Below are 23,776 nucleotides of genomic sequence, written 5' to 3'. Positions count from 1 at the left end.
TTATTTTTTTATAGCAGTTGAGTCTTGAACAGCTGCAGTTGTTGTATTGGCATCTTGAGGAGCATTTTCATCCACCCAAACTTCTCCTTCGGGCGCTTTAGGATCAGCGGGATTGCTACCTTGCAATGAAATAATGTAACTGGCTACTTTTTGAATTTCCTTCGGTTTTAAGGAAGCTTTCCAAGCGATCATCCCCTTTCCATCACGACCGCCATTAGTAATGGTGTGAAAAATATTTTTAATTCCACCACCCAAAATCCAATGAGTATCTGTTAAATTTGGTCCGATTTGTCCACCCGCATCAGCTCTATGACAAGCTACGCAATTGGTAACAAAAATTCCTTTCCCAGCATCTAAATCGGCGGGATCAGTCAATAAAGTCACGCTGTTTTCATCCATTAAATCAGGTGCAGTTTTCATATACTCGTCTACCTCAATTTTAGCTTGAGCCAATTCTTTACGCAATTCATCTTCCTGATTATCATCTCCAAAAACCTCAAATCTAAACATATAAACAACTGCAAAAACAATGGTTGCGTAAAATAAATACACCCACCAAGGTGGTAAATTATTATCTAATTCTTTAATACCATCGTAGTCATGATTAAGCAGTAAACTACCTTCGTTTTCAATCGGTTCTGATTTTGTTAAGCGACGCATTAAGTTTTTGTACCATTTTTTTTCTCTAAAGGAAATGTTTTCTTCTTCGATTAATTTGGCTTTTTGTTCCTCTGTTAACAAACTATAGGTAACATTTTCGATAGCGCTGATGGTTATTTCGATTGCAATTAACAGAAAAAGAAAGACTGCTAAAAACACACTTACCATTGGGTATTTTATAAAAGCAGGTTTGTCTCCCGAGTCAATAAAAAATTCCATCAATCCAAAAATGGCAAAGAAAATGAAGGGAACTCGAACGTATACTGGAACTATTTTTTTCATTTTGATTAGCTTTTAAATATTAAACAACACTGTCATTTAATGGAATTTGACTCATTTCTTCTATTTTTTCTTTTTTATATGAAAAAACCCAAAAACCCAAACAAACAAAAAAGATAAAAAAGATCAATAGCGAAAGAACGGGATAAATTGCTACGCCCGCTATGGTTTCCATATTGTGTTTAATTTGTTCAAACATAGTCTTATTTTTTAGCGTTATCTTTTACTTTTATATCGGTTCCTAAACGTTGCATGTAAGCAATTAAGGCAATAATTTCTCTTTCGTTCATGGGTACAAATTTTTCGCCACGAGCTGCTGCTTTCTTTTTACTATCTTCATAACTAGCAACAAAATCTGGATCGTTTTCTAAACTTTTTTCAATTTGCATGGCTTGCGCTTTCATGGCTGCCGGAGCATTTTCAATTTCTGCTTCGGTGTAAGGAACACCTAATGTAACCATGGTTTTCATTTTCTTTTGAGTCAAAGAAATATCCATAGGTTTATTATCAAACAACCATTTGTAACTTGGCATTATGGATCCAGCTGAAATACTTTGTGGATTCCAAAAATGATTAAAATGCCAGTTGTCGTTGTATTTTCCTCCTACACGCAACAAATCGGGACCTGTTCGTTTAGAGCCCCATAAAAAAGGATGATCGTATACAAATTCTCCTGCTTTTGCTTGCGGTCCATAACGTTCGACTTCGCTTCTGAAGGGTCTAACTGATTGAGAGTGGCAACCCACACAACCTTCTCGAATATACAAATCACGGCCTTCTAATTCTAAAGGAGTGTATGGTTTTACGCTTGATATGGTTGGAATATTTGATTTTACCATTATAGTAGGTACAATTTGAATAATACCCCCAATAAGAATAGCAATTGTAGCCAAAATGGTCAATTGAATTGGCTTGCGCTCTAACCAAGAATGGTATTTTTCACCTCTTAAACGTTTACTACTAATAGTCTCTAAAGCCGGAGCTTGAGCCAGTTCATCTTCGATTGTACTTCCACTACGAATAGTTTGAACAATATTGTAAACTAAAACCAACATACCGGTTAGGTATAAAGTACCTCCTATAGCACGCATCCAATACATGGGCATTATTTGCGTTACAGTTTCTAAAAAATTTCCGTAAGTTAAAGTTCCATCTGGATTAAATTGTTTCCACATAGAGGCTTGTAAAAATCCTGCTACATACATCGGTAATGCATACAATACTATTCCTAAGGTACCAATCCAAAAATGGAAATTAGCCAATTTTACAGAGTGTAATTTGTTTTTAGTAAGTCTCGGAATTAGCCAATACACCATCCCAAAGGTCATAAATCCGTTCCAAGCTAAAGCTCCTACGTGTACGTGAGCAATAATCCAATCGGTATAATGGGCTATTGCATTTACATTTTTTAGAGATAACATAGGTCCTTCAAATGTAGCCATTCCGTAACCCGTGATGGCTACTACAAAAAACTTTAAAACTGGATCTACTCTTACTTTATCCCAAGCCCCTCTTAAAGTTAAAAGCCCATTAATCATACCACCCCAAGAGGGTGCTAATAACATGATTGAAAAAGCTACCCCTAAATTTTGTGCCCAATTTGGCAAAGCCGAATATAACAAATGATGTGGCCCTGCCCAGATATAAATAAAAATTAACGACCAAAAGTGAATAATTGATAAACGATAAGAATAAATTGGTCGGTTTGCGGCTTTAGGAACATAATAATACATTAAACCCAAAAAAGGTGTCGTTAAGAAAAAAGCTACTGCATTATGTCCGTACCACCATTGCACCAAAGCATCTTGAACCCCCGCATACACCGAATAACTTTTAAATGCAGAAACAGGCAATTCGATATTATTAAAAATATGCAATACAGCAACCGTTACAAAAGTGGCCAAATAAAACCAAATGGCAACATACAAATGACGTTCTCTACGACGCAACATAGTTCCTATCATGTTAATACCCATCACTACCCATATTATGGCTATAGCAATATCAATTGGCCATTCTAATTCGGCGTACTCTTTAGATGAAGAATAGCCAAGTGGTAAGGTAATGGCAGCCGCCACGATAATTAATTGCCATCCCCAAAAATGCAATTTGCTTAAAAAATCACTGTACATTCTTGCCTTTAGCAAACGTTGAATGGAATAATACATTCCCGCGAAAAAGGCATTTCCTACAAAGGCAAAAATTACCGCATTGGTATGTAAAGGACGTAACCTACCATAACTTAACCAAGATATTCCATCGGTTAGATTTGGAAATAAATAAAAATAGGCGACTAATAAACCGACTAACATTCCCACTACACCAAAAACAATGGTAGCGTAGATAAAGTTTTTTACAATTTTGTTGTCGTAGTAAAATTGCTGCATTTCCATAATTAAAATTATTTTTCTTGGTTTGATTGTTTTGTTTTATTTGGAGTAGATTGTAATTCGTCGTCAAAAAGCATTCGAACTGAAGGGGTGTAATCATCATCGTATTGACCTGATTTTACCGCTATTATAAAAGCAATAAAAAAACCGATGGCTATAACGATACTGATAGCAATAAGTAAATAGATGACACTCATAATATGCTAATAATATGTTAACAAATTTAACAGTGAGCTTTTTAACAAAATATGATAATTATCATAATCAGTTAATTATGTTAAATTTATAAAAAAATTTCTTACTATTATTTAGTACTATTCTAAATTAGCTTTTGCGTAGTAGTTGCTCATTAAAGTTACAAATGAGACAATTGTAATAGTACTGAGAGGCATAATGATGGCTGCCACTAACGGCAATAAGTTTCCTGTTAATGCAAATGATAACCCCACCACATTATATAATAAAGAAATAACAAAACTCATTTTGATTATTTTGGTGGCTTTATGTGATAGATTTAGAAAATTATTCAAATTTTTTAATCGATTGGCATCCAAAATAGCATCGCAAGCGGGAGAAAAAACATTCACATTTTCGGATACTGCAATTCCAACATTACTTTGAGCTAATGCACCAGCATCATTAAGACCATCTCCCACCATCATTACATTGTGTCCTTGTTCTTGTAATTTTTTAATAAACTCCAGTTTTTGTTCCGGTTTTTGATGAAAATTAAAAGTAGTTTCAGAAGGCATAATACTAACCAAGGTGTCTTTATCTCCTTCGTTATCACCCGACAAGACTTTTAAATTGTATTTTTTGTTTAATTGCTGAAATAAAGAACTTAAACCTTCTCGATATTCATTTTTAAATAAATATTTACCGTAATATTCATTATTTATTTCTATATGTAAGGTTGTTTGGATTGCATTCGAATCTGGTATTCCTAAAACAAAATCGGCAGAACCTAATTTAAATGGTATATTTTCAATAGTGGCTAAAATTCCTTTACCGGTAATTTCTTCAAAACTTGTAACACTTATTCGGTCGGATTCTGGTAAAAAATCATATAACATTCGGTTTATCGGATGGTTGGATGCATGAACGATATTCTTTAGCAATTGCAACTGAAGTGACGACAATAGTTTTCCTTCATACGAAATTTTAGATTTTTTATTTGAGGTCAACGTTCCTGTTTTATCAAAAACAATAGTATCCACCTTGGCCAATTGTTCTATTACTAAAGCATTTTTTAAATAGAATTGTTTTTTTCCTAAAATTCTTAAAATATTACCAAAGGTGAACGGTGCAGTTAACGCTAAAGCGCAAGGACAAGCTACAATTAATACCGCTGTAAAAACATTAAACGCGGTTGTCACATTTTTAAAAATCCAAAATCCAAATCCTAAAAACGCGATAAGCAATAAAATGGGTGTAAAATAGTGACTTAATTTATCGGTTAATGTTTGGTATTTTTGCTCTACTTCTTTTTGAAAAACTGCATTTCCCCATAATTGTGTTAAGTAGCTTTGCGATACCGAATGCAAAACTTCCATTTCGATTACTTTTCCAATTTGTTTTCCTCCTGCGAAAATTTTATCCCCCGATTTTTTGCTAATCGGAATGGCTTCTCCTGTCACAAAACTGTAATCAATCTCAGTGTTTTCGCTAATTAAAATCCCATCAACCGGAATTAATTCTTGGTTTCGAATCAATAATCGATTGCCTTTTTCGATATCGTACACAGGAACACTTTCTTCTTTATTAGCCCTTATTCGCGTTATTGCAATTGGAAAATAGGATTTAAAATCGCGCTCAAAACTCAAAAAACTATAGGTTTTAATTTGAAACATTTTACCGAGCAACATAAAAAAAATCAAACCTGTTAAACTGTCAAAAAAGCCCGAACCATAATCCATAATAATATCGAAAGTGCTCCTTAAAAACATGACAATTATTCCTAAGGCAATTGGAACATCAATGTTCAATATTTTTGATTTTAGACTCTTATAAGCCGATACGTAATAATCACTTGCAGAATACAATAAACTTGGTAAGCTCAATAAAAAAATTAAGCTTCTAAAAAAGGGTTTGTAATTGTCTAACCAATATTCGTTTACCTCAAAATATTCTGGAAACGACAATAACATTATGTTTCCAAAACAAAAAAAGGCAACGCCTAATTTGTAAATTAAACTGCGATTTTGACTCTTTTTCCCGGACTCATAATTATCTAAACTAATGTACGGTTCGTATCCAATTGAACTTAATAAATACACAATTTCCTTTAAGGTGGTTTGTTGTGAATTGTAATTAATACGTACTTTTTTCTCCGGAAAATTGACTTGAGAAAGAGTAATTCCTGATTGAAGCTTTTGTAAGTTTTCTAAAATCCATATGCAAGAACTACAATGTATATGTGGAATAGTTAACGAAACGATAGCTGTATGCTCTTCGTTAAAATCCAATATTTTAGAGGTGATGTTGTCGTTGTCTAAAAAATCATATTTTCCTTGAATATCTAATGGCGTGGCACCTGGAGCCTTTTCAAAATCATAGTAACCATCTAAATTGTTACTACTAAAAATTTCGTAGACTGTTTTACATCCATTACAGCAAAATTCTTTATCATCAAAAAGCAATAAATCGTTTTTTGAAATGGTTAATCCGCAGTGAAAACAAGTCTGAATGCTCATAAATCGGCTTTACTTTAGTTTTCTACAAAGTTTAAGAATCGCATTTAGTTATTTTATGATATTTATCAATTCTATTTAAGGTATAACTAAGTTAATGATTTTTGGTAATTTACCTAATTCCCATTCATTTTCTTATCGGTATTTCAAAAATTAATAGGCAATAATGATTAAATTTGTATAAAAACCCCATTACTCCAATGAATAAATGCGACCAATGTATAGTGAGGCAATTAAGTTCATTAAAAGCGCTAAACAAAGACGAAATCATTCAGTTAGCTAATACTAAAAAGACATTTACAGTAAAAAAAGGTGACACTCTTTTTGAAGAAGGCGACCTTACCAATGGTGTGTTTTGTGTGAAAGACGGAATGGGAAAACTTTCTAAATTGAGTGCTAACGGAAAAGATCAAATTGTAAAATTAGTCAAATCGGGCGAACTTCTTGGACAACGTTCCATGATTAGTCAGGAACCTGCTAATTTAACAGCAAAAGCCCTTTCGGATATGGAAGTTTGTTATATTCCAAAAAAAGAAATGTTGCATTTTTTTAATAACAACAACCAATTTTCGATGAATTTGATGCAAGCTGTTTGCGAAGATTTAAAAGAATCGGATAATGACAAAGTAGATTTTGCTCAAAAAACAGTCAAGGAAAGATTAGCTCAAACGCTTCTTTATTTGCAAAATACATTTGGGATAGAGGCTGATAAATCCTTAAAAATACAATTATCACGAGATGAATTGGCGAGTATTATTGGAACAGCTACCGAAAGTTGTATTCGTTTATTATCCGATTTTAAAAAGTTAGATTTGATTGAATTAGTAGGCAAAAAAATCATTATTAAAAACGAACGCGAACTTCAAAAAATAGCCGAATAATTTCTGTCTATCTATCCAAGCTTTTTTTATCTTTATTATAAAAATGCTATGAAATACAATGCCACCTCCGTGAGCGAATATATAGCTCAAATTCCAGAAGACAAAAAAGAGTCGGTAATTCAACTGCGTAAAGTCATTTTAGATTATATTCCAAAAGGATTTAAGGAGGAATTGAGTTACGGCATGATTGGTTATGTTGTTCCGCATGAATTATATCCTGATGGCTATCATTGTAATCCTAAATTACCATTGCCATTTGTTAGTTTGGCAGCTCAAAAAAACTTTATTTCGTTATATCATATGGGATTGTATACTGATTCTGAATTATTAAATTGGTTTTCTGCCGAATATCCAAAACACAGTCCGTATAAATTGGATATGGGAAAATGTTGCGTACGATTTAAAAAACCAGAAGCCATTCCTTTTGAGTTGATACAGCAATTGATTCAAAAAATATCTCCAGAAGAATATATTGAAATTTATAAAAGAATGATAAAAAAAACGTAGTCTAGAAAAATACATTTTAGAAATAAAAATCCCTTTTTGATTATTTTCAAAAAGGGATTTTTATTTTCATTCATGGGTTTAAAAAAACCGACTATGCCAACTGTCAATTGCTGGCACTTCCCAAGATTCGTTGAACTCTTGAATATTGTTTACCAAGTTATTAAAAACAATTGTATTTTGAGTAACCGACTTATCTTTCACCATTTTTTTAAAGTCTAGTAACGTTTTGTGCGCAATAAAATCACCTTGTTTGAAGGTAACATTCATTTTATCTAATAAATCAACGCTAAATTTTTGCTCTAAACCTTGAATAAATTCAACTGAAGAATCAATAGAACAACCCGTTGCCATTTGCACTTCCTGATTGACGGCTAAAATAATAAAACGGTTGTATTTTATTAAATAAGAAGCTTCTAGACTTGTGCCATGAGCTGCCCAATTTTCTAGAAATTGATCCAAATCTTTTTCTATAATTGCTATTTCGTCTTCAGAAAATTTTCGGTTAGATTGGTATATCCAAACTCTAGATTCTTCGGGCAAATTCTCAAAAGGTACGTACATGGTTTATCTTTTTTTAAAAAAACTTGAATACTATAAAATTTACAAGTCTTGTGCATTGGCAATTAATTCGGCGATATCCATAACTTTAATTTCGCCCTCTTTTTCTTTGTTTTTTATTCCGTCGGTTAACATAGTGTTACAAAACGGACATCCTGCTGCTATGATATCAGGTTGCGTTTCGAGAGCGTCTTCGGTTCGGGCAATGTTGACTTCTTTATTCCCCGGTTCTGCATCTTTAAACATTTGAGCACCTCCAGCACCACAACACAATCCATTAGCTTTAGATCGCTTCATTTCAACAAGTTCAACATCTAATTTTTCAATTAAATCTCTTGGTGCTTCATAAATTGAATTGGCTCTACCAAGGTAACAAGGATCATGAAAAGTAATTTTTTTACCTTTAAATTGCCCGCCTTCAATAGTTAATCTTCCTTCCTGTAATAATGATTTTAGAAATTCGGTATGATGAATTACTTCGTACTGCCCTCCTAATTCAGGATATTCATTTTTTAACGTATTAAAACAATGTGGACAAGCTGTTACAATTTTCTTTGCTTCGTAGGCGTTTAGCACTTCAATATTCATCATTGCTTGCATTTGAAACAAAAATTCATTGCCAGCACGTTTAGCAGGATCACCTGTGCAACTTTCTTCAGTTCCTAAAACAGCAAAAGAAACATTAGCACGATTTAAAATGCGAACAAATGCCTTTGTGATTTTTTTGGCTCTATCATCAAAACTTCCTGCACAGCCCACCCAAAACAATACCTCTGGCTGTTTTCCTTCGGCAAGCATTTCTGCCATTGTTGGTACTATTAAACTTTCTGACATGTTGTATGCAATTTATATTTAAAGAAAAGTAGTTGCCATTAGCGCAATACTTAAATTTGATTTTCTAGTTTTCGTTTTTCCAATTTAAACGATCTTGTTGATTATACTGCCAAGGCGCACCATTATTTTCTACATTCGTCATCATGGCATTTAATGGCATTGGAGCAGCACTTTGTTCCATCACAAGATAACGACGCATATCCATAATGATTGATAATGGACTAATATTAACCGGACATTCTTCTACACAAGCATTACAGGAAGTACAAGCCCATAATTCTTCGGGTGTGATATAATCGTTTAACAGCGTTTTATTATCGGGAACAAAAACACCTTTGTTAGCATCTATATTTTTTCCTACTTCTTCTAAACGATCACGTGTGTCCATCATAATTTTACGTGGAGATAATTTTTTTCCCGTTAGATTGGCAGGACAAGCCGAAGTACAACGTCCACACTCGGTACAAGTGTATGCATTCATCAATTGCACCCAATTTAAATCTTGAACATCGCTTGCACCAAATTTTGAATGTGCTTCTGCCGATGCATCTGCAGGAGCTGCAAACGGATCAACATTCGGGTCCATCATTAATTTTACTTCTTTGGTAACCGATTCTAAATTATCAAATTGACCTAGAGGTTTTAAATTGGCGTAATACGTATTAGGAAAAGCCAATAAAATGTGTAAATGCTTAGAAAAGTACAAATAGTTTAGAAAAATCAAAATCCCAACAATGTGAAGCCACCAAAACAATTCAGATAAAAGCAGAACCATTTCATTACTCATTCCGTTAAAAAGCGGTTCAATAAATTGACTTACCGGAAAACTTCCTGCTTTAATAAAATGCGAAAAGCCTCCAGGCACATTTTGCAAATGATAGTCGGATGCATTCATCAATAAAAAAAGCGACATCAAAACCATTTCAAAATACAAAATATAATTGGCATCGTTTTTTGGAAATCCTTTTAAATCAGGATTAAAAACACGCTTTAATTTAATCACATTTCGTCTAATCCAGAAAATAATTACCGAAACCAGAACCAATAAAGCTAATATTTCGAAAGAACCAATTAAAAAATCATAAAGACTTCCTAATGAAGCAAAAATTCGATGTGTACCAAATAAACCGTCGATAATTATTTCTAGTAGTTCAATATTGATTATAACAAAACCAACATACACAATAATATGCAAAACACCTGCAATAGGTCGCTTAATCATTTTAGATTGACCAAGCGCTATTAAGGCCATATTTTTCCAACGAGCACTAGGATTATCAGTTCGATTAACCGGCATACCTAAATTAATGTTTCGTATTAGTTTCTTTACATTAGAAACAAAATAACCAACACCTGCGGCTAAAATAATAGCAAATAATATATTATCTAAATAACTCATTTTGTTAGTTCGTGCTTGTTTCGGTTGTAGGCGCTACGTAAGGTTTGTTTTTCTTTCCGAAAAGAGACACATTAATGTAACGAGTAGGATTTAGTCGCACATCTTGCAGTAACATCTCCAATTCTTTAGAAGTATCATTCAGGTTGTTATACAAAGCTTCATCTTTTAAAAGTTTACCTGCCGTTCCTTTTCCGTTATCTAAACCAATCATTAATGCATCTACTTTTGACAGTGTTTCGTTTAATGATCTTACGGTTTTACCCAAATCGGCTTTATTAATAGAATCGGAAATTTTAGAAAAGTTATTCGAAACTTTATTAAAATTGGTCACCATACTGTTAATTTGACCTTTATTTTGATCCAAAATAACATTAATATTAGCCGAAGCTTTATGAAATTGCTCCATAGTTTGACTCAATTCGGCTAAACTCTTTTTAAGATTTGCTTGTCCTTTTTCGTCTAAAACTTGATTTAAACTCGTTACTAAAGTATCAACATTCCCTAGTAACTTTTCAAGTTTTAATTGAATTGGAGCTAACTTATCGCCTATAGAATCGGTTAATCCTAATTCTATTTTACTGTTTAAAAAGTCACCTTCTTGAATAATTTCCTTGTCGTTAAAATTAGGTTGAATGCCGATTTGTTTTCCTCCAACTAAACTAGGAGAATACATTACAGCACTACTTGTTTTAGAAATCGGAAAATCGGTTTTGATTTGCAATTGCACTTTTAATTTCCCTGTTGTTTCATCAATGGTTATGGCGCTTACTTTTCCAATAATTAATCCGTTAAGTGTAACCGGTGCCGAAGGAGAAAGTCCTTCAACATTGTCGTAAACAACGTAAAGGGTTTTATAATTTGTGAATAAATCTTTCCCTTTTAAAAAGCTATACCCCCAAATGAACAATAATATAGAAGCAATTACTAAAATTGCCGTTTTAATTTCGCGTGTTAGTTTCAAAATTTCAGATTTTTGTACAAATTTAATATAAATAAATCGAACTTTAAGCTTATTTAAGGGCTTCTTGAATATTGATTCTTTGCCCATTTTTGAATGCTACTAAGAAGGCTGAAGCATAACCTTTGTTCTTTGCTTCTGCTAAATACGATTTAGCTTTTTCATAATCAGCAGTTTGTTGGTAGGTGTATTTATAAATATTAGATTCGTGAGCAACAGATACCGGAGATAGACCTTTAAAGTTACTCGGATTTAAACCTATTTTTTTTGTACTCGCTACCAATTGTACTTTAAAAATAACTCCATCGGCTACTTTTACCGCTGGCTCTGCAGCAACAGGTTTTTCTTCTTTTTCTGGTGCTTTTTGAATTGGTTTTACTTCGATTGGTTCAGCTCCACCACCAAAATATTCTTTTTTATAGCTAATTATAGCATTTGCAATAGCTTTAGCCACTTCATTTTGCCCTGAATCAGAATTTAAAACATCCCCTTCTTCTGGGTTAGAAATAAAACCGGTTTCTATCAAAACTCTAGGCATATACGCTTTGTGTAAAACCATAAAAGGTGCTTGTTTAACTCCACCCCCTCTTAACTTTTTTCCTAATTTATCAAATTCTGTTTCGACTCTACTGGCTAGCGCAATACTATAATCCAAATATTCTTCTTGCATTAAAGTCATACCAATCATCGATTCGGGTGAATTGGGATCAAAACCGTCGTATTTACGTTTATAATCTTTCTCTAAAGTAATTACGGAGTTTTCTTTCTTGGCCGCTTCTAAATTGGATGCTGTTTTACTCAAACCCATTACATACGTTTCGGTTCCGAAGGCCGTTGTATTTTTATTAGCATTACAATGAATCGATACAAAAATATTAGCATTGGCACGATTTGCAATATTAGCACGTTCTACTAAATCGATAAAAACATCTGTTTTTCGAGTATAGGTAACATCTATATTAGGATAGGATTCTAAAATTTTACCTACTTTTAAAACAATTGCTAAAGCAATATTTTTTTCAATGCGTCCGCTATAAACGGCTCCAAAATCATGATCTCCATGACCCGCATCGAGCGTAACCTTAAATGTATTGTTTTGACTATAAGCACAAAATGAAATTATCGTTAGAAAAAAACTAAATATTACTCTAATTTTGTTGTATTGATTCATATAAATAAAGTTAGTTTTAATATTTTTCAAGTGTTATAATTTTTCCAATTGATTATTTTGGACAAAAAATTATATGTAAGTTTGACGTGGCAAAAAACGAGCCACATTTTTACAAAAATAGCATTAAAACCTTTGCATACAAACTTATTTAATATCGTTTTTTTATCATTTTTCCTTAGTTTAGGATGTGGTACTATCTATTCACAGGATATCAAGAAAAAGAAAAACGCAATAGGAGCTGTAAAACAGCCAGATACCTCAAATAAAACCATTACCGACACCATAAAACTGGATACCGTTAAAACAAAAAAAACTTTTTTGGACGGAAAAGTACGTTACGTAGCTAAGGATTATGCTCGAATTGATCAGAAAAATAAAAAAATAACGCTTTATAACGAAGCCGAACTTTATTATAAAGACATTGAACTAAAATCGGGTATCATTGTTTTGGATTATGCTAAAGATGAAGTATATGCTGGCCGAATTAAAGATTCTACCGGTGCTTTTACTCAATATCCCAATTTTAAACAAGGTCAAAACGAGGTTGAACCAGATTCTATTCGATTTAATTTCAAGACAAAAAAAGCGTTAATTTGGAATTCTAGAACCGAACAAGGCGAATTTAAAATTAAAGCAAGCATTACCAAAAAAGAAAACGATTCGGTTTATTTTTTAAAAGGAGCGCGTTTTACTACTTCGCAAAATGTTGACAATCCTGAATACTACTTTCGCACGAGCAAAGTAAAATTTATACCAGGTAAAAAAGTAATTACGGGTTTAACCAATATGGTTATTGCCGATGTCCCCACTCCTATTGCCTTGCCTTTTGCGTATTTTCCAATGACAGAAGAAAGTCGTTCGGGAATTATAATTCCTAGTTATAACGATTCAAACACACGTGGTTTTTCCTTACAAAATTTGGGTTACTATTTTGCTTTGAGTGACAATTACGATTTAACTGTTTTAGGCGATTATTATACCAACGGTAGTTACGCTATGCGTTTTGAATCCTCGTATGCTAAAAGATACCGGTACCGAGGTAATGTAAATATTCGTTATGAAAATTTAATTTCAAGTGAACGAGGTTACCCCGATTATTCCAAGCAAACCATATACAACATACAATGGACACATTCACGAGATTCAAAATCGAGTCCTAACTCCAACTTTTCTGCCTCGGTGAATATGGGAAGTAGTAAATATTTCCAACAATCGATTAATCAAATAAATGTAGGTTCAAGCCTAAACAATACTTTAAGTTCTTCTGTTTCATATAGCAAAACGTTCAATACGGTACCACAAGTTCGAACAGCAATTACCGCTACTCATTCGCAAAACACACAAACCGAAGAAATAAATATGACATTGCCTTCGTTAGAAGCCAGTGTAGACCGAATTTATCCTTTTGTTGGAAAAGATGGTGTGAAAAAAGGTTTTATTAAAAACATCAATTTACAGTATAATCTAAGTGGTAAAAATAGCATTACCACTACCGATTCTTTATTTTTCAAACCCGAAATGTTTGATAATGCACTACTTGGTTTAAAACATAGTATTCCGATTAGCACAAACTTTAAAATATTCAAATACATTAGTGCTTCGGCAAGTGCGAATTATGACGAAGTTTGGTATAACAAAACCACCAATCGCTATTACGATTCGGAGGCTAGTACGGTTGTAAACGAAACGGTAAAAGGTTTTGATGCATTTCGAACGTATTCGTTTTCTTCAAGTTTAGGAACCACTATTTACGGAACTTTTAATTTTGGAGATACTAAAAAAATCCAAGCAATCCGACATGTTCTTCGCCCATCTGTATCGTATAGTTACACTCCAAGTTTCGAAAAATATTACGATACTTATGCCATGGATGCTACCGGAAAATTAGCAGATTACACCCGTTTTGAAGGCGGAATTTATGGTGCTCCCGGAAAAAGTAATTCAAACATAATTGGATTTGATTTAAGCAATACTTTCGAAGCAAAAGTTACCGATAAAGACAGCACCAAAACCGATCCTAAAAAAATGATGTTGTTAAACAACTTGAATTTTTCTACAAGTTACAATTTCAATGCCGACGGAAAAACCACTTTAGCATGGCAACCCGTTCGTGTTAGTGGTGGTACACAATTATTTGATAGCAAAATGAGCGTGAATTTTGGCGCCACTTTAAACCCTTATGCTTTGGATAGTTCAAACAGAGTGATTAACGAATTCAACATCAACAATGGAGGTAGTTTGTTTCGATTGACTAGTGCCAACTTAACTATGAATTATTCGGTTTCGAGTAAAGATTTTACCGAGAAAAAAAATACGCAAAGTGTTAGAAATGGTGGTCGAGAAGATGACTTATTTGGTACGAATGTCGATTTAAATGATTCTCGAAAAAGCCAATTCAATTCTGAAAGTGATTCTGAAAATGTAATTACAGAGTTTTTTAAATCGAAAATTCCTTGGGATATGACGTTGGCCTACTCCTTGACTTACGGTAATGCCAGCAGAGAAAATGAAATTATTGGAAACTCCATCATGGTTTCTGTTAATGCTGATATCACTCCAAAATGGAAAGGCGGAATTTCAACTGGATACGATTTTGTTCAAAAGGGAATTACCTTTACGCAATTGCGTTTTGAACGTGATTTATTAAGCTGGAGAATGGATTTCAACTGGACTCCGCTTGGACAATACTCAAATTGGAATTTCTTTATCGGAATTAAATCGGGTATCTTAAGTGATATCAAATACAACAAAAGAAGCGCAACCAATCTTTAATTCGAAACACATTATAATATGAAAAAAATAATATTTACCGAAAAGGCTCCAGCTCCAATCGGACCTTACAATCAAGCTGTACTTTCTGGAAATACGCTTTATGCATCGGGACAAATCGCTATTAATCCAAATAACGGCGAATTGGTCACAAGCTCAATTGCAGAAGAAACACATCAGGTAATGCAAAATATTGCTGCCATTTTAGAAGCAGCCGAAATGACTTTTGAAAACGTGGTTAAAGCTTCTATTTTTATAATGGATATGAATAATTTTGGCGCTATTAACGAAGTTTACGGATCTTATTTTAACGAAAAAACCGCTCCAGCTCGTGAAACGGTTCAAGTGGCTTGTTTACCAAAAAATGTAAATGTAGAAATTTCTATAATTGCAGTGCAATAGCATTTAATAACAATTGTGCCGATGCTTCGTTTGTCGCAATTGGCACATTGTGCACATCGCAAACACGAAGTAACATGTTTATATCAACTTCATGTGCATGGCTGGACAAAGGATCTTTGAAAAAGAAAACCAATTTTGTCTTTCCTTCTGCAACTCGCGCCGCTATTTGTGCATCACCTCCTAATGGTCCAGAAAGCATCGTTTTTGTTTTAAAACCGGCATTGATTGCTTTTGACCCAGTGGTTCCTGTTGCAATTAATTTGATCTTTTCATTTTGTAAAACGGCTTTATTTTTATTTAAAAACTGAACCAAATCAGCTTTTTTACCGTCGTGTGCAATTACAGCAATTTCTATCATATTTATTTGTTATTTATTGGCAACATGGTAAGCAATTAAACCATCAATCGGTCTTCTTAAAACATTACCCAATTGCAAATCGTATTTATCAAAAGTTTCTTGAAGTTCCTCTTTTAAATAAAATGCTATCGAACCTACAAAATGATTGGGAACTTCTTTACAATTTTCAAATTGTTTAATGTAGTTTTTTACAAATGATTTCATTCCTTTAAAAATGATTTTTCTACAAAAATCAGTATCCTTATGCTTGATTAAAAATTTAGCAAAAGTGGCCATATAAGCATTAGGATTGGGTTCCTTATAAAGCTTATTTTTAATAAAATCTGGATCCATATTGTATTCTTTTTCAAGTTCAGCAGCTAATTCTTTTGGCATTTTATTAAAATAATATTTGCGAATTAACTCTTTCCCAAAAACATTTCCGCTACAATCATCCATGATAATATAACCTAACGATTGTACTTTTTGATGCAAAATATGACCATCATAAAAACTGCAATTAGAGCCAGTTCCTAAAATGCTAACAATAGCCGATTCGCCTTTTGGTGTTGTAGCATAGACCGCTGCATAAGTATCTTCATTTACTTCAACAAAAGCATTGCTAAAAAATTGTTGAAAAACTTCCGATAATGAATTTTTCATTCTATCGGTTCCGCAACCTGCACCGTAAAAAAACAAATGCGTCACTTCATTTTTATTGTGTAAAATATCAAAGCGATCGCTTATACGCGTTATGATTTCATCGCCATTTAAAATTTCTGGATTTAATCCTAAAGTTTGCGTTGTAAACAATACTTTTCCGGCGTCATTAATTGCAATCCAATCTGCTTTGGTAGAACCACTATCTACTATTAATTTCATATAAATTCGTTTTTTGAGTTTTTTGAATTTCTATTTTTTATCAATATAACAATTTAAAGTGTATATTTTACATTATTCTATTGATATATAAAGCAAAAATCCCGTTACAAAATTAGTAACGGGATTTTTTAAAGCAAATGGCTTTTATTTTAATCCAGCAATGTGAACTGATAAATCAATTAATTTACTAGAATATCCGTACTCGTTATCGTACCAAGAAACCAATTTGAAGAAAGTTGAATTTAAACCAATTCCAGCGTTTGCATCAACAATCGAAGTTCTTTTATCGGAAATGAAATCTTGAGAAACTACTGCATCTTCGGTATAACCTAAAATACCTTTTAATGACGTTTCAGAAGCATTTTTCAAAACAGACATAATTTCTTCATAAGAAGTTTCTTTAGCTAATTTTACCGTTAAATCTACTGTAGAAACGTCTGCAGTAGGAACACGGAAAGCCATACCTGTTAATTTTCCATTCAAATCTGGAATTACTTTTCCAACTGCTTTTGCAGCACCTGTAGAAGAAGGAATAATATTGATTGAAGCTGCACGTCCACCTCTCCAGTCTTTTCTAGAAGGGCCATCAGCTGTCATTTGAGTTGAAGTTGTAGCGTGAACCGTAGTCATTAATCCTTCAACGATTCCAAAATTATCATGAATAACTTTAGCTAGTGGAGCCAAACAGTTAGTCGTACAAGAAGCATTAGAAACAACTAAATCAGAAGCTTTTGCTGTTTCATGGTTTACACCCATTACAAACATTGGAGCATCAGCAGAAGGAGCCGAAATAATTACCTTTTTAGCTCCACCTTTTAAGTGCTCGCTAGCAGTTTCGATAGTTGTAAAAATACCTGTACATTCTGCAACCACATCAACATCTAAAGCATCCCATTTTAAGTCAGCTGGATTTCTTTCTGCAGTTACTCTAATTTCTCTATCATTAACAAACAATTTACCCTCTTTTACTTCTACCGTTCCATTGAAACGGCCGTGAACTGAATCATATTTCAATAAGTAAGCTAAATGATCAACATCTAACAAATCGTTGATGGCTACTACTTCTACATTATCTCTATTGAAAGATTCTCTAAAAACGATTCTTCCGATACGTCCAAATCCGTTAATTCCTAATTTTACTTTTGACATTTTTATTTAATTTTTGTTTTTACTTATTATTTAATTTTTTAGGTAGTCATAATATCTGAAACTCGTAACAAATCGCGATCAATTTCCGATTTTCCTTTAATAGCTTGTTCTAAAGGTGTTAAGGTCACTTTATCTTCAAGCAAACCCACCATTAAATTTGATTTACCTTCTAAAAGTGATTCCACAGCTTTAACGCCTAATCTACTAGCCAATACACGATCGAAGCATGAAGGCGCTCCCCCTCTTTGCATGTGCCCCAAAACAGAAACACGAACATCATATTCGGGTAAATTAGCATCTACGTAATCCTTTAATTCGAAGACATTCTTCCCAATTTTATCCCCTTCGGCAATAACGACAATACTCGAAGATTTTCCGGATGCTTTACTCTTTTTAAGTGATTCCAATAAACGATCTAAACCTAAGTTTTCTTCTGGAATCAAAATTTCCTCAGCTCCAGCTCCAATACCAGCATTTAAAGCAATATGACCGGCATCTCTTCCCATAACCTCTACAAAAAATAAACGGTTATGCGAACTTGCTGTATCACGAATTTTATCAATACAATCTACTACGGTATTTAATGCCGTATCGTATCCTAAAGTATGACTTGTACCAAAAATATCATTATCGATGGTTCCAGGAATTCCCATTACTGGAAAATTATATTCGGAATTAAAAACCAAACCTCCCGTAAAACTACCATCACCACCAATTACGACTAAGGCATCCATTCCCGCTTTAACTACATTGTCATAAGCCTTTTTTCTTCCTTCTGCGGTTCTAAATTCGGCTGATCGAGCTGACTTTAAAATAGTTCCTCCTTTATTCACGATGTTATTTACGCTTCGAGGCCCCATTTCTTTAAAATCACCTTCAATAAGACCTTGATAACCTCTGTAGATACCTACACATTCAATTCCGTGATAGGCACAAGTTCTAACTACAGAACGTATGGCGGCATTCATTCCAGGAGAATCTCCTCCTGAGGTTAGAACACCGATTTTTTTGATATTTTTTTGCATTTTTTGAGTTTTTAGAAATGTAAAATTAACAAACACTCCTTAATATTTGTTCTTTTATTATTATTTATTAAATTATAGCGTTAAATTCAAACGTTTTCGTTAATAAGTTTTAATAAAGTCGCATAAATACTAGAAAAAAGTATAGTTTGTGAATGTGTTGAAATTACAAAATACCAACAATAATCGCAAAAAAGGTTACAAAAAATATTGAAAATGAAAATTTTAAACTCAAAAAGAGGCAAGTCGGCAAATCGTTATTTTTGTAAACGATAAAATTTAGTCTTCTTCGGGCACCAAACCTTGAGTATTATTTTTCTCTTTTTGTTCCGATTCAGAATTTTTCTTTTCTTCCTCTTTTTTCTTTTTATTGATAAAATTAATATAATCCGGATTTAGAGAAGAATCCATAAATTCGTCGGTAGCTTCAGAGGCACGTCCTAATTTGTGATTTTTAAAAATCTTATTAACCAGCTCTTTAAAAGTATCAAAATCAACCTCATAGCTAATTCCAACTCCTTGTGTATATCCTATGCCTTGTCCTACATAATTGATATCATTTTCGCGATTGAAAAGTCTCAAATTTAATGATCCGTCTTCGCTAACACGGTATTGCACTTCAACGTCCCCCACAATTGCCGACTCGTTGATTCCGCCAACTGGAACACCAACTTTTCCGTTAATTGTGATACGTTCATTAACTTGCGAAGAAATATTTGCAACAAACTGTCCATCAGCCTCTTGCCCTACTCTTCTATCTGCAGCAATATAATTGAGGTTAACATTAAATTTATCGTTATCGGTTTTGATAATATCACCCAATAAATTGGTTGCTGTTTCAAATAAACTGCCCGAAAAATCAGATTGGTTTACTCCTTCAGGACTTAAAAATCCACCCGAAGACAATAAATATAATGCTTGCGTTTGTCGTACATCTTTATCATCTAATTTATATTGAATTTCGGATTTTAAAACGCTACTTACAGTTGGAAATTCAATATTAAAATCGGGTTCAGGACTAGCCAAATCTCCTCTTAATCCCACAATTACATTTACTGGTACTTTTTTGTTAAAAGAAGAGCTTTCGAGTAAAACAGCTGGATTGGCAGTGGTTTTATATACCGCTTCTAAATTTAATTGTGCTTTCATTGGGTTGCCTTCCCAAATAATTTGACCGCCTTTTTTAACATCGAACTTTTTATCAATTAAACCGCCGTATTTAAAATTATAAGTTCCTTCGTAGGCTTGGAAATCTCCCCACATATTGAATTTACCCAAGGTATTAATTTTAAATAAAAGCGAACCATATCCTTTCCCTTTCATACCATGACCGGAATTTCGATCCAAAATAACCTCAATTTCGGCATCGGGTGTAATGTCAAAATCAAATTCTAATTCCAGACCGTTATAATCTCTTGTTTTTTCTACAATTCCGTTGGCTAAATTGTACTTTTCTTTTGGAGTAATAAAATGAATATAACTACTTTGCCCTACACTTTCGGCATAATTAATCGGGATTTTGATTGTTGTACCCTTTTCTGATTTGGCTTGTACTTTTATAAAAAGTGCATCAATTGGTCCTTTGATACTCGCGTTTCCGTTAATAAATGCCGTTCCAAAATAAGCAGCATCATCACTGTCTTTGGTATCTAAAACTAATAACTTTTTTGAATTAACATCCAAATCCAATCGCCAATCGGTAAAATTGTGATGTTCAATAAAGCCGTTTAAATAGCCTTTTGTTTTGAATTTCGTATCGGTTAAGGTGTTATTTCTAAACAAGAATTTTTCATCCGTTAAGTCGATTATAGTTCGGTCATTTAAAGCGTAATCGACATTAAGATACGGAATCGTAATCCCCGCATCACTTATAAATAATCGGCCATTAACATCTGGTTTTTTTAAATTTCCAACTATCGAAGCGTTTCCTGTAACCAAACCACGAATGTTAGACAAAACTTCTCCACCAATATTGCCCAAAATTCCCAATTTAAAATCTTCCATTTTGAGTTTCATATCTAAAATGGTTTCTTTATTTACAATTTCAAAACTACCTGCTGCATTAAAAGATTCGGCAAAATCATTTTTAACCGAGGCATCAACGGTAAATTTTCTAAGACTTTCATTTCCTTGAATATTAAAGTTGAGCTCGCCCAACTCCGTGTCGTTAATATTTAAATCTTTGATAACAATTGCTGCTGTTGGCTGATACACATCTTTATCTTGTTTAAAATGAATTCCACCGACTAAATCGCCTTTAAACTTGAATTTTTCGCTTGCTGGCGTGATTTCATTTATATCAACATCATCAAATACCAAGTTAATATCTTTATAAGTATCTCCTTTTAAAACGCCTTCTAAATCAATTTTTTGATCTTCGTGTGATAAAATAATTTTTTCGATGGTAAAATTTTTGAGCTCTTTATCAAAAACAACACGGTTTTTATTGTCTTGATTTTCATTCAAATACCAAATATTTTCTTTGAATTTCATTTCCGATTTATGAATTCCAATAATATTGTGTTTCGCTTCATCAATGGTATGGTACAAATTCAGATTAAACTTATCTTCTCCTTTGTTACCTCCTTTAAATTCGGATCGAACAAAAAGCGTATCGTTCATCGTAACGTTTATCAAATTAAAATCGCTGACTTTGTAATATTTTGTTTTGATACTATCTAAAGAAACATACGCATTATACAACGGATTTTTATTGTCTAATCTAACATTAACTTGATCGAATGTATTGGTTCCTAGGGTAATTTTTTCGGAATTTAATCGGAATTTAAATTCTTTATCATCCGAATTAATAATACCTCTAATTTGGGTATCAGTACTAATATTCAAATCGGGATAAAAAATTTCTACAATTTTACTGTAAATATTAAAATTGAATTTTAAAAACTGTCCTTTGGTAACGCGCGTTGGTTTGTAGTTGGCATATAAACTCAATACCGAATTGGTTACTAAATCATCTAATTGATCAAATCTAAATTTACCAACCACTTTTCCGCTAATAACATCGTTCGAACTTACGGTGATGGTACGCACTCTATCATCATCAAATTCGGAAGTAACCGTAAATTCATCAAAAGGATAAATCGATTTGGAATTAACGTAAACTGCATTACTCAAATAAATAGTTCCGTATAAATTTTCGATATTATTTCCAGAAACGGCAACAATTGCATTTCCTTGAAAAGTGGATAAGGTATCGTTTACGAATTTCAATTTATGTAAATCTGCTTTTTCTACATTTATTTCAAAATCGTATTTGTTCTCTCTTTTACTTAAATCAACCAATCCGTTAAAGTTCAAAATCAAATTGGGGTCTTTAATTTTAATATTTCCTTTGTAATAAGGCAGTTTAAAATTACCATCAACATTGATGTTTTTGTAATTGTATTTATTAAAAAACAGCGTATTTATGTGTCCTTTTACAGCCGTATTTAAGTATTTCTGCGTAAACCCTTTGCCTTCTACCGCTACATTCAAACTCGTTTTCCCTAAATCCTTTCGGCCTAAAAAGGTACCAATATTAAAATCTTGCAAAACCACATTTCCATGATATGAAGCTCTATCGATAAAATCCATTTCATTAATACTTAAATCGGCATTACCATTACCTAAATCGGTAACCATAGTAAAATTGGTATTTAAAGCCGTTTTAGAAACAGTGGCGCCTCCAATTAAATTAACCATTCCTAACCGTTGAATTTCTTTTGGAAGTGTTTTACCCAAAACATTCGGTAAAATTTTGACCAAATTTCCATAAGAAGTCGAAAGCAATTTAAATTCGGAAAGCATTAAAAATTCTTGATCTTTGTTTCCAAAAAGATTTTTAAAATTGATTTTTCCAACAATTTTAGATTGATTGGAATCTACAAAACGCAATTTATCAAGTGTTAAGTTGTTTAAAGGTCCGTCAATTTTGCTTCGTAATTTAAAATGGATGTTTTTGCCCAATTCATTATAAAAGTACCGAATATCGTTAGAAGCCAAATTGGAAGAGTCAATCATCACATCAAACTGTACTTTGTCGGTAAAATGAGCAAAATCTTCAATTTTATAATTTAAGCTGGCATTTCCGTATAAATCAGATTCTTTTGTTTTAATGGCTAATTTATCAAGTTTAATTTGCTCTTTCGAATAACTAAAAACCGATGAAACATTGCTAACATATAAACCGCGATGATCTTTAAACGATAAACGGTGAATTTTGGTTGTAACGTTGGGACCCAAAATTTTGAAATCAGAAATAAAAGCATTGATTTTTTTAAAATCAACATCTTTAGGATTGGCTCTATTTTCGTCGCTTAAAATAAAATGTCCTTTTGTAATATAGGCATTTTTTGCCGTCATTAAAAAAGGCTTGCTCGGTTTTTTAGAAGGTTTATCCGAATCAAAAGCATTGATAAAAACGTCCAAATTGGTGTTTTTTTCGTTTTTATAGGTTTTCAAATTAAATAGAACTTCGGTTAACCGAATATCGCCAAAAATTAAATCGCCATCTAAAATTCTTCGAGCACCTAAAAGATTTGTTTTTAAAATCGAAGTATGAATTAAAGTGTCTTTGTGATGGTCTAAAATAAGGACATTTTTTAGTTTAACACCTCCAAATAAAGAAACCGCTACTTTATCAACATGAATATCTGTTTTAAAGTCTTTATTAATTTTTTCGGTAAAATAAACTGCAATTTTGGTTTGCACAGAAGGTAATGCCAATAGTATAGCCGTCACCAACAAAAGAAGGATTATGCCCAGTATTACTCGAAATACTATTTTACTAAATGTTCTGATAGGACTTATTTACTTTAATTTTTATTTTTTGGATAACCAAATCAAAGCTCTTTTGATAAAAATTCTTTAATTTTGGCAACTACCCAAA

Annotated in this window: 19 protein-coding genes; 4 read left to right on the top strand and 15 right to left on the bottom strand. The window is 32.9% G+C overall.

Going from position 1 to position 23,776, the window contains the following annotated elements; translation table 11 throughout:
- The 5 genes from I5M07_RS01350 to I5M07_RS01330 all read right to left on the bottom strand — a co-directional run bounded on the left by I5M07_RS01350 (position 1) and on the right by I5M07_RS01330 (position 6,022).
- A complete protein-coding gene (locus I5M07_RS01350) occupies positions 1-942 on the bottom strand; it encodes a cbb3-type cytochrome c oxidase N-terminal domain-containing protein (RefSeq protein ID WP_200104394.1) in 942 nt (313 codons plus the stop codon).
- Between the two features lie 19 nt (positions 943-961).
- Entirely contained in the window at positions 962-1,138 is a 177-nt protein-coding gene (locus tag I5M07_RS01345; protein WP_200104393.1) for a CcoQ/FixQ family Cbb3-type cytochrome c oxidase assembly chaperone, read from the bottom strand.
- A gap of 4 nt (positions 1,139-1,142) precedes the next feature.
- On the bottom strand, positions 1,143-3,332 hold the full coding sequence (ccoN, locus tag I5M07_RS01340) for a cytochrome-c oxidase, cbb3-type subunit I (RefSeq protein ID WP_200104392.1): 2,190 nt from the start codon (positions 3,330-3,332) through the stop codon (positions 1,143-1,145).
- 8 nt (positions 3,333-3,340) lie between these two features.
- On the bottom strand, positions 3,341-3,526 hold the full coding sequence (gene ccoS, locus I5M07_RS01335; protein ID WP_200104391.1) for a cbb3-type cytochrome oxidase assembly protein CcoS: 186 nt from the start codon (positions 3,524-3,526) through the stop codon (positions 3,341-3,343).
- A gap of 117 nt (positions 3,527-3,643) precedes the next feature.
- A complete protein-coding gene (locus tag I5M07_RS01330) occupies positions 3,644-6,022 on the bottom strand; it encodes a heavy metal translocating P-type ATPase (RefSeq protein ID WP_200104390.1) in 2,379 nt (792 codons plus the stop codon).
- A gap of 197 nt (positions 6,023-6,219) precedes the next feature.
- Between I5M07_RS01330 and I5M07_RS01325 the strand changes: the two genes are divergently transcribed.
- A complete protein-coding gene (locus tag I5M07_RS01325; protein WP_200104389.1) occupies positions 6,220-6,900 on the top strand; it encodes a Crp/Fnr family transcriptional regulator in 681 nt (226 codons plus the stop codon).
- 48 nt (positions 6,901-6,948) lie between these two features.
- Complete coding sequence (locus tag I5M07_RS01320) at positions 6,949-7,407, top strand: DUF1801 domain-containing protein (RefSeq protein ID WP_200104388.1); 459 nt, start codon at positions 6,949-6,951, stop codon at positions 7,405-7,407.
- A 78-nt stretch (positions 7,408-7,485) separates the two neighbouring features.
- On the opposite strand, the gene I5M07_RS01315 is transcribed toward I5M07_RS01320, so the two are convergent.
- The 5 genes from I5M07_RS01315 to I5M07_RS01295 all read right to left on the bottom strand — a co-directional run bounded on the left by I5M07_RS01315 (position 7,486) and on the right by I5M07_RS01295 (position 12,327).
- Complete coding sequence (locus I5M07_RS01315; RefSeq protein WP_200104387.1) at positions 7,486-7,968, bottom strand: ABC transporter ATPase; 483 nt, start codon at positions 7,966-7,968, stop codon at positions 7,486-7,488.
- Between the two features lie 39 nt (positions 7,969-8,007).
- On the bottom strand, positions 8,008-8,799 hold the full coding sequence (locus tag I5M07_RS01310; RefSeq protein ID WP_200104386.1) for a (Fe-S)-binding protein: 792 nt from the start codon (positions 8,797-8,799) through the stop codon (positions 8,008-8,010).
- Positions 8,800-8,863: 64 nt separating this feature from the next.
- On the bottom strand, positions 8,864-10,198 hold the full coding sequence (locus I5M07_RS01305; RefSeq protein WP_200104385.1) for a (Fe-S)-binding protein: 1,335 nt from the start codon (positions 10,196-10,198) through the stop codon (positions 8,864-8,866).
- 4 nt (positions 10,199-10,202) lie between these two features.
- Positions 10,203-11,159, bottom strand: a complete 957-nt coding sequence (locus tag I5M07_RS01300) for an MlaD family protein (protein WP_200104384.1) — start codon at positions 11,157-11,159, stop codon at positions 10,203-10,205.
- Between the two features lie 49 nt (positions 11,160-11,208).
- The gene (locus I5M07_RS01295) at positions 11,209-12,327 is read right to left on the bottom strand and encodes an N-acetylmuramoyl-L-alanine amidase family protein (RefSeq protein WP_200104383.1); all 1,119 of its coding nucleotides are present in this window, start codon (positions 12,325-12,327) and stop codon (positions 11,209-11,211) included.
- A gap of 81 nt (positions 12,328-12,408) precedes the next feature.
- On the opposite strand from I5M07_RS01295, the gene I5M07_RS01290 reads away from it, so the two are divergent.
- Both I5M07_RS01290 and I5M07_RS01285 read left to right on the top strand, forming a co-directional pair.
- On the top strand, positions 12,409-15,099 hold the full coding sequence (locus tag I5M07_RS01290) for a putative LPS assembly protein LptD (protein WP_200105134.1): 2,691 nt from the start codon (positions 12,409-12,411) through the stop codon (positions 15,097-15,099).
- Positions 15,100-15,117: 18 nt separating this feature from the next.
- Positions 15,118-15,498 carry a RidA family protein gene (locus I5M07_RS01285; protein ID WP_200104382.1) on the top strand — a complete coding sequence of 127 codons (381 nt, stop codon included), beginning with the start codon at positions 15,118-15,120 and terminating at the stop codon, positions 15,496-15,498.
- Here the strand turns inward: I5M07_RS01285 and I5M07_RS01280 are convergent.
- The 5 genes from I5M07_RS01280 to I5M07_RS01260 all read right to left on the bottom strand — a co-directional run bounded on the left by I5M07_RS01280 (position 15,479) and on the right by I5M07_RS01260 (position 23,613).
- The gene (locus I5M07_RS01280) at positions 15,479-15,853 is read right to left on the bottom strand and encodes a methylglyoxal synthase (RefSeq protein WP_200105133.1); all 375 of its coding nucleotides are present in this window, start codon (positions 15,851-15,853) and stop codon (positions 15,479-15,481) included. The genes I5M07_RS01285 and I5M07_RS01280 overlap by 20 nt on opposite strands.
- A gap of 12 nt (positions 15,854-15,865) precedes the next feature.
- Positions 15,866-16,717: an N-acetylglucosamine kinase gene (locus I5M07_RS01275; protein ID WP_200104381.1), complete on the bottom strand. Its 852-nt coding sequence runs from the start codon at positions 16,715-16,717 to the stop codon at positions 15,866-15,868.
- Between the two features lie 144 nt (positions 16,718-16,861).
- Positions 16,862-17,866 carry a type I glyceraldehyde-3-phosphate dehydrogenase gene (gene gap / locus I5M07_RS01270; protein WP_200104380.1) on the bottom strand — a complete coding sequence of 335 codons (1,005 nt, stop codon included), beginning with the start codon at positions 17,864-17,866 and terminating at the stop codon, positions 16,862-16,864.
- 38 nt (positions 17,867-17,904) lie between these two features.
- On the bottom strand, positions 17,905-18,891 hold the full coding sequence (gene pfkA / locus I5M07_RS01265; RefSeq protein WP_200104379.1) for a 6-phosphofructokinase: 987 nt from the start codon (positions 18,889-18,891) through the stop codon (positions 17,905-17,907).
- A gap of 276 nt (positions 18,892-19,167) precedes the next feature.
- On the bottom strand, positions 19,168-23,613 hold the full coding sequence (locus I5M07_RS01260; protein WP_200104378.1) for a translocation/assembly module TamB domain-containing protein: 4,446 nt from the start codon (positions 23,611-23,613) through the stop codon (positions 19,168-19,170).
- Positions 23,614-23,776: the final 163 nt, after the last annotated feature.

Source organism: Flavobacterium agrisoli, from assembly GCF_016522065.1.
GTDB lineage: Bacteria > Bacteroidota > Bacteroidia > Flavobacteriales > Flavobacteriaceae > Flavobacterium > Flavobacterium agrisoli.
This window is presented reverse-complemented; position numbering and strand designations above follow the sequence as displayed.